Origin of the sequence: Streptococcus sp. 21.1 (assembly GCF_016648635.1) — a bacterium.
Taxonomy (GTDB): Bacteria; Bacillota; Bacilli; order Lactobacillales; family Streptococcaceae; genus Streptococcus.
Genome location: NZ_JACLQL010000007.1, coordinates 41,434 through 53,357 on the forward strand (window position 1 = coordinate 41,434; position 11,924 = coordinate 53,357).

An 11,924-nucleotide genomic window follows, 5' to 3' on the forward strand; every position below is an offset into this window, starting at 1 on the left:
CTTAAATCAATGTATCCCGTGGTGAGCTGCTTCATCAAGTTCTTGATAAAAGGCTTTCTCCCGCTTAGTTTTGATTTTCTGATAAGCAAGACGTTCACCATCAATAGGAACCTTGCCACAATAGACATAGCCAAGTTTCTCCAAAATATGCTGCATGACAGTATTCTTTTCATGCGTATCGCAACGAAAATCATGAGCATCCGTTCCCTCAATAAGACCTTGAATGAAGGTTTGAGCAATGCCCTGACCCGAAAATTCACTTAAAACGGCGATTCTATGAAAAGTAATGTAGCGCTTATTGTGGTGTTTCCAGTCCCCGTCATAGATTTTGTCGTAAGCAGGGGCTCCATCAACAATCACCGCAGCATAAGAAACGATTTGACCATCAACAATTCCTACATAGGCCTGCCCGTTAAGGACATCGTCAAAGATAGTTTCTTCAGTAGGGTAACCATCAGATCCTTGCCATTGAGTACTCCCCGCTTCTGCTAAAGCAGTTCTAGCACTCTCAATCACAGTCATGATAGCCCCAATTTCATTTGGGAAGGCTTGTCTAATTTCCATCTCTTTACCTAATTATTTATTTTCGGCTTCAAATTTCTTCATAAAGTCAATCAAGTCAAGTACACCCTGACGTGGGAAAGCGTTATAAACACTAGCACGCATACCACCTACTGAACGGTGTCCTTTGATATTCTTGAAACCAAGAGCATCTGCTTCTGCTACAAACTTAGCATCCAACTCTTTACTTGGTGTTACAAATGGGATGTTGCAGACAGAACGATCCTTGGCATCTTTGACAGGATTTGTGTAGAAATCAGATGACTCAATGTAGTCGTAGAGAAGACCTGATTTCTCACGTTGAATTTCAGCCATCTTGTCCACGCCACCAATTTCATTTTTAACCCAGTCAAAGACGAGTTTTGAAATATAGATGTTGAAACATGGTGGTGTATTGTAAAGTGATCCTGCTTCAGCTTGAATACGGTAATCCAACATGGCAGACAATTGTGGTTGGTCGTTAAGGAAGTCTTCACGAACGATAACAACTGTCACCCCAGCAGGTCCAATATTTTTCTGAGCACCAGCATAGATAAGGGCAAAGTCCTCAACATTGTAACGAGCAGCCAAAATATTTGAAGACATATCAGCTACGATTGGCACACCATTAGTATCAGGCAAATCGTAGATAGATGTTCCTTCAATGGTATTGTTCGTTGTCAAGTGAACATAAGCTGCTTCTGGATCAATTGTTGCTGGGTCAAAACTTGGGATATGATCGTAAACAGTTTCTTCTGAAGAGGCCAAAAGAATTGGTTCAAAAGGAATAGTTTTTGAAAGTTTAACAGCTTCTGTATAAGCTTTTTTACCCCATGAACCACCTACAAGGTAGTAAGCTTTCTTACCTTGAGCGAGGTTAAGTGGGACCATTGTAAATTGTGTTGAAGCGCCACCTTGCAAGAAAATAACCTTATAGTTATCAGGAATGGCCATAAGCTCACGAAGTGTCGCTTCCGCATCTTTAACGATTTTGTCAAATTCTGGAGAACGGTGGGACATTTCTAGCACGGACATACCGGAATCTTGATAGTTAAGCAATTCAGCTTGGGCTTTTTCAAGCACTGGTTTTGGTAATGTAGCAGGTCCTGCTGAGAAATTATAAATTGTCATAAAGACACCTCCAAAATTTTAATGGTCCTATTATAGCGAATTTTCTGAATATTGTAAAGTGTTAACAGTAAAAAACGAACGGGATTAACCGCTCGCCTCAAAAAAGTTAGGTATTTTATGTATATTCTTATCAGTAATTGATTTTAGTATCCGTTTATTTTTGCTTAAGAAAATAGGCTGTCCCAATTAGATTAGCTCCATTATGATGATGACAAGCAACAATCTCGGGACGTTTAATAATTTTACCGATAAAGTCAATCTCATGGTGAACCTTATCAAACTGGCGGTTGACCTCCTCGATAAGTATCGGCTGAGCTGAAATACCACCTCCAATAACAAAGGTTTCCACATCAAAGATGGTTTGAAGATTCAAAATGGTAATGGCTAGATTACGGCAATAGCTTTCAAAAAGCGAATAGACCGTTTTATCTCCTGCATTTATGGCCTTAAATGCGGCTAAACCATCCTTTAAATCTGAGTTACCTAGCACTTCATTTACCTCGGTAATTAAACCGACAGCCGACAAAGTCATGCCTCGCATCAATGAAGGATCAACTTTTTCCATTTGAACTGGTAAAAGAAAGGTCAACTCCCCCGCTTGAAAGTGGCTTCCTTGAAAAAGTTTACCATTAATAATAAATCCACCACCTAGACCTGAACCCAAAACAAGGGCTGCACCATTGGTCACTCCTTGCAAATGACCTGTGGCTAGCTCTGCTAAGGCCGCTGCTTTACCATCATTAAGAGCCATTACAGGCAGATGGTACTTGGCTTCGAGGACCTCTTTAATACGAAAGCCGTGGAAGAACCTCAATAAGCCACCATGATAAATCACACCTTCCTCAGTATCAACTGTCCCTGGAACACTAATTGCTAAACCTGATAAGTCTACTTTAACTGAAGTAACTATCTGATCAATCACGTCAATAGCTTGTTCCAAGGTTTGTGGGGATGACTGCGTCGGCAGATTCTTTTCAATGGCGAACTGCTCCGAAACAAGTGCTGACTTCACCTGTGTTCCCCCAAAATCAATCGCTAAAATCGTCATAAGCATCCTCCACAGATTGTTTTTCGTCATTATAACACAAAAGAGCAAAAACTAGAAAAAACGGTTCCAAAATGCTATCATAAACTTACACAATTAGATAAAAGGAGTATCTCACATGACTAAATTTCTACACACTTGTGTCCGTGTCAAGGACCTAGAAGCCTCACTTAAATTTTATAAAGAGGCACTTGGTTTCAAAGAAGCTCGTCGAAATGATTTTCCAGAATATAAGTTCACCCTTGTCTATTTACAACTCGAAGATGATCCTGATTATGAGTTGGAATTAACCTATAACTACGACCATGAAGCTTATGATCTCGGGGATGGATATGGTCATATCGCCGTTGGTGTTGATGACCTAGAAGCTACACACCAAGCTCACAAAGAGGCTGGCTACACTGTTACAGACCTCTCAGGTCTTCCTGGTAAACCAAAAATGTACTACTTTATCACTGATCCAGATGGCTATAAGATTGAAGTTATCCGTTTGACGCAATTCCTAGAAAAATAAAACAAAAAAAGTCAGATCGTATAGATCTGGCTTCTTTTTGTGCTTAATTTTTATTATCTGTCTTTAAGGCTGACAAAATTTGGGTACGAATATCATCCACACCGTTTGGATTATTTGGTAGGAATAAGGTTTGATTGCCTTTAGCCGCAAAAGTATTAAGCGTATCTAAGTATTGGTTAGTCAAAAGAATAGACATAATCTGCTCTTCAGACATACCCACATTGGCCTCTTTAAGTTCTGCGATTGATTCAGCCAATCCATCAACGATAGCCTTACGTTGTTGGGCAATACCAACCCCGTGAAGACGATCTTTTTCAGCTTCAGCTTCAGCTGCTGTGACAATCTTAATCTTATCAGCTTCTGCCAATTCTTGAGCTGCGACACGCTTACGTTGAGCAGCATTGATTTCGTTCATAGACTGTTTAACTTCAGCATCTGGTTCAACTTTGGTAATCAAGGTCTTAACAATGATATAACCATAAGTTGTCATTTCTTCAGCCACTTGGTGTTGAACCTCAAGGGCAATTTCATCTTTCTTCTCAAAGAGCTCATCAAGTGTCAATTTAGGAACTGATGAACGGAGAGCATCCTCAATGTATGATTTAATTTGAGCTTCTGGACGCATGAGTTTATAGTAAGCATCTGTAACATTTTGCTCATTAACACGATATTGAGTGGCCACATTCATCATGACAAAGACATTGTCCTTTGTCTTAGTCTCAACCACAATCTCACTTTGAAGCAAACGTAGTTGAATACGAGCGGCAATTTTATCGATACCAAATGGTAAACGCATATGAATCCCACTCGTTGCAATTTTTTGATAACGTCCAAAACGTTCAACGATAGCCACTGACTGTTGACGTACAACGTAAAGCATACTAATGAGAATTCCCAAAATAATCAGGAAGGAAAACAGTAAAAAAAGAAGTGCTGCTTGCATGTTAAGTCCTCCAAAATAAACATTAAAAATTTCTTTGCTTTATTATAGCACAGCAATACAATTTTTCAAGAAAAATAGTATGGCTCATTTGAAATAGTGTAAAAGAGACACTTTCTTTATCGCTTATGTGTTAGCACTCCTGAAAACTTGGAAACTCCTGTTAGTCGAGAAATTTGTTCGCAATAGGTGAGACTTTTCGATGTAAGAAAAAGGCTGAAACGATTGCGTTTCAGCCTCTTAGTATTTTCGAAAATAAAATCGTTGGAAGAATCATTCTAGATGGCATCTAAAACTCAAATCTCAAAAGACTTATTTACGATACATCTTGACTTGAAGGTAAATATCGTTATAGATTCCTAGCCATTTTTGTCCCAAGTTGTTATAGACTTCAAGGTTTTTAATGGTTGATTCTGATGGATAAAAGGCTTTATCATCAGTGATACTCTTTGGAAGCAAGGCTTTAGCTGCTTGGTTAGGTGTGGCATAACCAATATATTCAGCATTTTGGGCTGCATTTTCCGGTTTAAGCATGAAGTTGATAAAGGCATAAGCCTCTTTTTCATGCTTTACAGTCTTAGGAATCACCAGATTATCAAACCAAAGATTTGAGCCTTCAGATGGGACAACATAACGTAGGTCCTCATTTTTATCAAGCATCTCACTGGCTTCCCCTGAGAAGGTTACTCCAATGGCCGCATCACCTTGAACCATGTAGCCCTTCATCTCGTCACCAACAATAGCCTTGATATTTGGTGTTAGACTATTAAGTTTAGTTTCAGCCAAACGTAATTCAGTCATGTTCTTCGTATTCAAGCTATATCCCAGGCTATTGAGTGAGAAACCAAGGACTTCACGCGCGCCATCCACAAGCATAATCTGATTTTTGTAATCTGGTGACCAAAGATCATCCCAGTGCTGTGGTGCTTTTTTCACCAATTTTGTATTATAAACAATGCCGACAGTTCCCCAGAAATAAGGGATGGAATAGTCATTGTGAGGGTCAAAACTAAGTCCTTTAAAGCTTGGGCCAATCTGGTCAAAACCTTTGATTTTAGATTTATCCAACTTCACCAAAAGGTCTTCCTTAACCATTTTATCAATGGTATAGTCTGACGGCACAGCGATATCGTAGGTTGTTCCGCCCTGCTTAATCTTGGTATACATGGCTTCATTGGAATCAAAGGTTTCGTACTGAACCTTGATGCCCGTTTCTTTTGTAAACTTGGTCAGGAGGTCTGGGTCAATATAATCACCCCAGTTATAGATAACTAATTTGTCCGACACATTTCCTGTACGACTCTGCATGTAGGCAGAGATGCCCCAAAGGAAGAAGATAATGGCTAAGATACCTGCCAGAAATTGATAGAGTCTACGCATCCTGCTCCTCCTTCTCCTTGGTAATCGCATAATAACCTATCACTAAAAGAATAGAGAATAGGAAAACAACGGTTGACAAGGCATTGATTTCCAGAGAAATCCCCTTACGTGCACGTGAGTAAATTTCCACAGCAAGTGTTGAAAAACCATTTCCCGTTACAAAGAAGGTTACTGCAAAGTCATCCAATGAATAGGTAAAGGCAATGAAATAACCAGCAATAATACCAGGTGTCAAGTATGGCAACATAACCTCACGTAACATCTGCCATTGAGTTGCACCTAGGTCATAAGCGGCATTCACCATATCTCGATTCATTTCCTTGAGACGTGGCAACACCATGAGAACCACAATTGGGATTGAAAAAGCAATGTGACTCAATAAGACAGATACAAAGCCTAATTGGAAACCAATCAAGGTGAAGAGAATCAAGAAACTAGCACCAATCATGACGTCCGGTGCAACCATGAGCACGTTATTTAGGGATAAAATCCCAGTCTGTTGCTTTTGTTTACTCTCATAGATAAAGATAGACCCAAAGGTACCAATAATCGTTGCTAGAAGAGCGCTAAGGAAAGCTAAAAAGAAGGTTTGAGTCAGAATTAACATAAGACGGCTATCTGAAAACATGCTCTGGTAGTTATCCAGAGTAAAACCTGTGAAACTATTCATATCGCCACCACTGTTGAAAGAGTAGGCGATTAAATAAAAGATTGGCAGGTAAAGGATAACAAAGACAAGAGCTAAATAGAGATTTGCAAATTTTTTCATTGACGTCTCTCCTTTGTTAACCACATTGTCGCAATCATAGCAGCAATAAGAACAACACCAATGGTTGCCCCCATTCCCCAGTTTTGTGTCGTGAGGAAATGCTGTTCGATGGCTGTCCCTAGGGTGATAACTCGGTTACCACCAATCAAGCGTGTCAGCATAAAGAGGCTGAGACTAGGAATGAAGACCGACTGGACACCAGAGCGTACCCCATTAAGCGATAAGGGAAAAATAACCTTGGTAAAGGTCTGCCAATCATTGGCTCCCAAATCTTTACTTGCATTCACAATATTTTCATCCAAATCATCCAGTGCATTGAAAATCGGTAGAATCATAAAGGGAATTTCAATGTAACTAGCTACGAAAATAAAGGAGAAATCCGTAAAGAGGATTTGCATGGGTGCAATCCCAAAGAAACCGAGAAAGGCATTGATACCGCCTTGTTGACCAAAAATCCCCATAAAAGCATAGGCTTTCAGAAGGAGGTTGACCCAGGTTGGCAAAATGACCAACATCAACCAAAGTTGCTTATGCTTTAGTCTGGTTAAAAGATATGCCGTCGGATAAGAAATGAGAAGGGTTACCAGAGTAATGATGGCTGCATAAAGAACCGAGTTAAAACTCATCCTTAAGTAAGTCCAACTGGAAAAGAAGGTACCATAGTTGTCCAAAGTAAAGTTGCCACTGATATCAAAGAAAGACTGATAGAGTAGCATGAGCACTGGAGCAACCACGAAGAGTAGGAGCCAAAGGAGGTAAGGAACCGAGAAGAGGCTAGCTGTTTTCTTCATAGCGCTCCTCCTCAATGGCATTAATCAAGCCATCTTCATGCTCTTCCACTTCCACATATTCTTCAATACGCGCATCGAATTCTTCTTCTGTCTCATTAAGACGCATGATATGAATATCCTCAGGCGTAAAATCAAGACCGATAATCTCACCCTCAATCGCCTTACGGGTTGAATGAATCATCCATTCATTACCAAGATTGTCATAGGCAATGATTTCATAGTGGACCCCACGGAAGAGCTGAGTTTCCACGCGAACTTGCAATTTGCCTTCCTCAGGAAGTGTAATCTGTAAATCTTCAGGACGAATCACCACTTCGACAGGTTCATTAGGACGCATTCCTCCATCAACAGATTCAAAACGTTTCCCATTGAACTCAACCAAATAGTCCTCAATCATAACGCCTGGTAGGATGTTAGATTCTCCAATAAAGGTTGCAACGAAGTGATTAATCGGTTCATCATAGATATCAACCGGAGTTCCTGATTGAACAATTTCACCATCATTCATAACAAAAATCCAGTCCGACATGGCCAAGGCCTCTTCCTGATCATGAGTGACAAAGACAAAAGTAATCCCTAAACGTTGTTGCAATTCGCGCAACTCGTATTGCATTTCAGTACGTAGTTTCAAATCCAGTGCTGACAAAGGCTCATCCAAAAGGACTACACGGGGTTGGTTAATAATCGCACGAGCAATAGCCACACGTTGACGTTGACCACCTGATAATTTTTGAATCGAGCGCTTTTGATAACCATTTAGTTGAACCATCTTTAAGGCTTCTTCTACACGCTCTTCAATTTCCTTTTTAGGCACCTTTTTCAATTTAAGAGCAAAAGCCACATTGTCAAAGACATTCATATGTGGAAAGAGAGCATAAGATTGGAAAACGGTGTGAACATCCCTTTTATTGATAGGAATATCATTGATACGTTTTCCATCCAAAAGGACGTCACCACTGGTCGCATCTAATAGACCTGCAATGATGTTCAAAATCGTTGATTTACCAGAACCAGAAGCCCCAAGAAGGGTATAGAACTTACCTTCTTCTAGTTCAAAGTTGATGTCTTTTAAAACTTGTGTGCCACTGTCTTCAAACACTTTTGAGACATTTCGAAAGGCAATAATCGGATTAGTCAATTGTCATAAATCCTCCATGGATAGCAAATATAGGGATAGGGTTTTATTAGTTTAATTCGTCGCCAATGATACGTACTTCAGGCTCTAGTGTAACACCTGAATTTTCCTTAACCTTAGCTATAACGTCTGAAATAAGGTCTTCATAGTCTTTTGCTGTTCCTTGATCGACATTAACCATGAAGCCAGCGTGCTTAGTTGACACCTCAACACCCCCGATACGATGTCCCCTGAGGTTAGCTTCCATAATCAGCTGACCTGCAAAGTGACCTGGTGGGCGTTTAAAGACCGAACCACATGAAGGGTATTCAAGAGGTTGTTTAAGCTCTCGCAAATGATTGAGACGATTCATCTCATTCTTGATTTGCTCGTAGTCTCCTGGTTTGAGGTTAAATTTAGCTGAAATAACCACTTCACCTGTTTCTTGGAGCACCGAACGACGATAACCAAAACGCATATCTCTTGCATCAATCGTACGAATATCACCGTCTTTTGTAAGAACCTGAGTAGAAACCAAGATATGGGCAATCTCACCACCATAGGCACCCGCATTCATAAAGACGGCACCACCAACACTACCTGGAATCCCCGCTGCAAATTCAAAACCAGTCAAACTTTGGAAACGAGCCACCTTGGTTGTCGCAATCAAATTAGCCCCCGCTTCAGCTTCAATTTGATAACCATTAACTGCAATACCATTCAGTCTGTCAAACATAATCACAAAACCTCTGATACCACCGTCACGGACAATCAAATTACTGGCATTACCGAGCACCATCCAAGGAATGTCATGCTTATTAGCAAATTTGACAATACGAGAGAGTTCATAGCGGTTACGTGGAAAGGCCAAATAATCCGCTGGACCACCAACCTTGGTATATGTATAACGTTTTAAGGGTTCGTCGAAACGAATATCAATCCCCACTAAATCTTCTTTAAGTTCATCTAACATGTTATTTTCCATACTTTTTCTATACATTTATTTCTTTGTAGGTATCGTGATAGACTTCCCCATATTACTATCACTACCTAAAAATGAGTTAGTATTTTTCCCTAAAAATAAAAAGAAAAATACAGCAAAAAGCCAAGTTTAATTATAGCAAAAATTCCCCATCTTGACGACAAGGAATTTCACGCAAAGCTAGTCCATAACTTCCAATTTACGGACATCACTAGTGTTTAATTGACTCAAATATTTTTTGTAGGCTTGGCCAGTTTTAGGGTCAGCCAAATCATCTGCTATTTCTATCAAGGGAACCAAAACAAAAGCTCTCTGACTCATATAAGGATGGGGCACTTTAAGGTGCTCAGTCTCCCAGATTTCCTGCCCATATAGAAGAATATCAATATCTACTGTCCGAGGCCCCCAATGCTCATGACGAACGCGATCAAGGTCTTTTTCAATCTGCTGACATGACCTTAGTAAGGTTTCAGCTGGCAACTGAGTCTCTAAGAACAAGGCAAGGTTCAAAAAATCAGCCTGTTCTGTCAGTCCCCAAGCAGCCGTTTCATAATAGGAAGACACTGCTTTAACCTCTGTCTCAGGTAAGTCATTCAAGGCCTCCACAGCTTTTTGGAGATAGTCCTGACGATCACCCATATTAGATCCCAAACTCAAATAAACTCTTGTCATCGGCTACGCTCCAATTCAATACCAACACTCTTATAATGCCCATTAATTGGTGGATTTTCCTTGGTAATTCGAACTTTAATAGATTGAATTGGTGTAAATTGGGCAAATAAATCCTCACAAATCGCACCCGCCAAACGCTCAATCAAAATGTACTTTTTATCTTCCGCTTGTTTTTGTACGGCTTCGAAAACCAAACCATAGTGAACCGTATCATCTAGATTGTCACTCTGTGAAGCCTTAGTTAGATCAACAGTCAATTCCAAATCAACCACAAAAATTTGCCCTAGGGTCTGCTCCTCAGCAAAAGCCCCGTGATAACCATAAAAACGGCAACCATTTAAAATAATTTTATCCATAGTTTCTCCTTAAGACACTAGACTCTTCTTTATTCTAGCACAAAACAGTTGAAAAGTTGGTCTCTAATTAGTATGATATTTTAGACAGGTCTGAAGTTAGTGTACTTACACTTATGCAATCGATTGCATAATCCTTCTGATTTGGTAAAATAAAGGCACAGGAGTTTAAAAACTCCTGATATCTAAACTAAGACTATCTCAACTAACAAGGAAAAAAAACTATGACAAATCAAACTGCAATGCAATACTTTGAATGGTATCTCCCAAGTGACGGTCAGCATTGGAATAACTTAGCTAAAGATGCCCAGCATCTAGCAGACCTTGGCATCAGCCATGTTTGGATGCCACCTGCTTTCAAAGCTACTAATGAAAATGATGTTGGTTACGGAGTCTATGACCTCTTTGACCTTGGGGAATTCAACCAAAAAGGAACCGTACGCACCAAATACGGTCTTAAGGAAGAATACCTCAATGCCATCAACCAACTCAAAAATGTTGGTATCGTCCCTATGGCCGATGTTGTGCTCAACCACAAGGCAGCCGCGGATAAACTTGAAACCTTTGATGTAGTAGAAGTTGACCCCGAAGACCGTACCCAAGAAATCAGCGAACCGTTTGAAATCGACGGTTGGACTCATTTCACTTTTGACGGACGTCAGAAAGCTTACAATGACTTTGAATGGCACTGGTACCACTTTAATGGAACCGACTTCGATGCCAAACGAAATAAAAGTGGCATCTATCTTATCCAAGGTGACAACAAAGGCTGGGCAGACAACGACTTGGTTGACAATGAAAATGGTAACTTTGACTACCTTATGTATGCCAACCTAGACTATAAACACCCTGAGGTTATCGAAAATATTTACGAATGGGCAGATTGGTTCGTTGAAACAACAGGTGTTCAAGGATTCCGCATGGATGCAATCAAGCACATCGATTCATTCTTCATGCGTAACTTTATCCGTGATGTCAAAGAAAAACAAGGGCAGGATTTCTATGTCTTTGGTGAATTTTGGAATGGTAACGAAGAGGATAACAATACCTATCTTGAAAAGATTGAAAAACGTTTTGACCTCGTTGATGTCCCCCTTCACAACAATCTACACAAGGCTAGCTTAGATGGTGCCGATTATGATTTGACGACAATTTTCGATCATTCCTTGGTCAAAAATCATCCTGAACATGCCGTGACCTTCGTAGACAACCACGACACTCAACGCGGACAAGCTCTAGAATCTACTGTTGAAGAATGGTTTAAACCAGCTGCTTATGCTCTCATTCTTCTCCGTGAAGACGGTCTTCCTTGCCTATTTTATGGTGACTACTATGGCATTGAAGGTGAATTTGCCCAAGAAAATTTCCAAGAGATTCTAGATACCTTGCTCTACGCTCGTAAAGACCTAGCTTACGGAGAGCAAACAGACTACTTTGATGATCCAAACTGTATTGGATGGACACGCTCTGGCAACGAAGATGGCGCTCCATTAGCTGTAACAATCTCTAATGATGCTGCTAACAGCAAGTCTATGGAAATTGGTAGTGATTGGGCTGGACAAGCCTTCTATGACATTCTTGGAAACTGCTCTGATACTGTAACCATTGACGAAGACGGATGGGGAGACTTCCCAGTTTCTGAAAAATCTGTCAGCGTTTGGACAATTCAAGACTAAGAAAAAAAGCTCAATCG

13 protein-coding genes are annotated in these 11,924 nt (G+C 40.2%); 2 read left to right on the plus strand and 11 right to left on the minus strand.

From position 1 onward, the window contains the following. Positions 1–6: 6 nt before the first annotated feature. The 3 genes from H7U01_RS06410 to H7U01_RS06420 all read right to left on the minus strand — a co-directional run bounded on the left by H7U01_RS06410 (position 7) and on the right by H7U01_RS06420 (position 2,719). Positions 7–564, minus strand: coding sequence for a GNAT family N-acetyltransferase (locus H7U01_RS06410; protein ID WP_201041302.1), 558 nt, complete (start codon positions 562–564; stop codon positions 7–9). A 12-nt stretch (positions 565–576) separates the two neighbouring features. Then, the gene (gene serC / locus H7U01_RS06415) at positions 577–1,671 is read right to left on the minus strand and encodes a 3-phosphoserine/phosphohydroxythreonine transaminase (RefSeq protein WP_014632766.1); all 1,095 of its coding nucleotides are present in this window, start codon (positions 1,669–1,671) and stop codon (positions 577–579) included. A gap of 154 nt (positions 1,672–1,825) precedes the next feature. Further along, positions 1,826–2,719, minus strand: coding sequence for an ROK family protein (locus H7U01_RS06420; RefSeq protein WP_201041303.1), 894 nt, complete (start codon positions 2,717–2,719; stop codon positions 1,826–1,828). 115 nt (positions 2,720–2,834) lie between these two features. On the opposite strand from H7U01_RS06420, the gene H7U01_RS06425 reads away from it, so the two are divergent. Then, a complete protein-coding gene (locus tag H7U01_RS06425) occupies positions 2,835–3,230 on the plus strand; it encodes a VOC family protein (RefSeq protein ID WP_002884456.1) in 396 nt (131 codons plus the stop codon). 43 nt (positions 3,231–3,273) lie between these two features. Here the strand turns inward: H7U01_RS06425 and H7U01_RS06430 are convergent, their stop codons facing one another. The 8 genes from H7U01_RS06430 to folB all read right to left on the minus strand — a co-directional run bounded on the left by H7U01_RS06430 (position 3,274) and on the right by folB (position 10,234). Further along, the gene (locus H7U01_RS06430; protein WP_004183097.1) at positions 3,274–4,173 is read right to left on the minus strand and encodes an SPFH domain-containing protein; all 900 of its coding nucleotides are present in this window, start codon (positions 4,171–4,173) and stop codon (positions 3,274–3,276) included. Positions 4,174–4,482: 309 nt separating this feature from the next. Continuing rightward, positions 4,483–5,550, minus strand: a complete 1,068-nt coding sequence (locus H7U01_RS06435; protein WP_049545453.1) for an ABC transporter substrate-binding protein — start codon at positions 5,548–5,550, stop codon at positions 4,483–4,485. Further along, positions 5,543–6,319, minus strand: a complete 777-nt coding sequence (locus tag H7U01_RS06440) for an ABC transporter permease (protein WP_183135809.1) — start codon at positions 6,317–6,319, stop codon at positions 5,543–5,545. Before H7U01_RS06440 ends, H7U01_RS06435 begins: the two co-directional genes overlap by 8 nt. Continuing rightward, the gene (locus H7U01_RS06445; protein ID WP_048673786.1) at positions 6,316–7,110 is read right to left on the minus strand and encodes an ABC transporter permease; all 795 of its coding nucleotides are present in this window, start codon (positions 7,108–7,110) and stop codon (positions 6,316–6,318) included. The genes H7U01_RS06440 and H7U01_RS06445 overlap by 4 nt, the downstream gene beginning before the upstream one ends. Next, entirely contained in the window at positions 7,094–8,248 is a 1,155-nt protein-coding gene (locus H7U01_RS06450) for an ABC transporter ATP-binding protein (protein ID WP_002884517.1), read from the minus strand. The genes H7U01_RS06445 and H7U01_RS06450 overlap by 17 nt, the downstream gene beginning before the upstream one ends. A 46-nt stretch (positions 8,249–8,294) precedes the next feature. Then, complete coding sequence (murB, locus tag H7U01_RS06455) at positions 8,295–9,197, minus strand: UDP-N-acetylmuramate dehydrogenase (protein ID WP_311043244.1); 903 nt, start codon at positions 9,195–9,197, stop codon at positions 8,295–8,297. 189 nt (positions 9,198–9,386) lie between these two features. Beyond that, the gene (folK, locus tag H7U01_RS06460) at positions 9,387–9,878 is read right to left on the minus strand and encodes a 2-amino-4-hydroxy-6-hydroxymethyldihydropteridine diphosphokinase (RefSeq protein ID WP_201041304.1); all 492 of its coding nucleotides are present in this window, start codon (positions 9,876–9,878) and stop codon (positions 9,387–9,389) included. After that, positions 9,875–10,234: a dihydroneopterin aldolase gene (folB, locus tag H7U01_RS06465; protein WP_060972232.1), complete on the minus strand. Its 360-nt coding sequence runs from the start codon at positions 10,232–10,234 to the stop codon at positions 9,875–9,877. Before folB ends, folK begins: the two co-directional genes overlap by 4 nt. A gap of 221 nt (positions 10,235–10,455) precedes the next feature. Between folB and H7U01_RS06470 the strand changes: the two genes are divergently transcribed. Then, complete coding sequence (locus H7U01_RS06470) at positions 10,456–11,907, plus strand: alpha-amylase (RefSeq protein ID WP_201041305.1); 1,452 nt, start codon at positions 10,456–10,458, stop codon at positions 11,905–11,907. Positions 11,908–11,924: the final 17 nt, after the last annotated feature.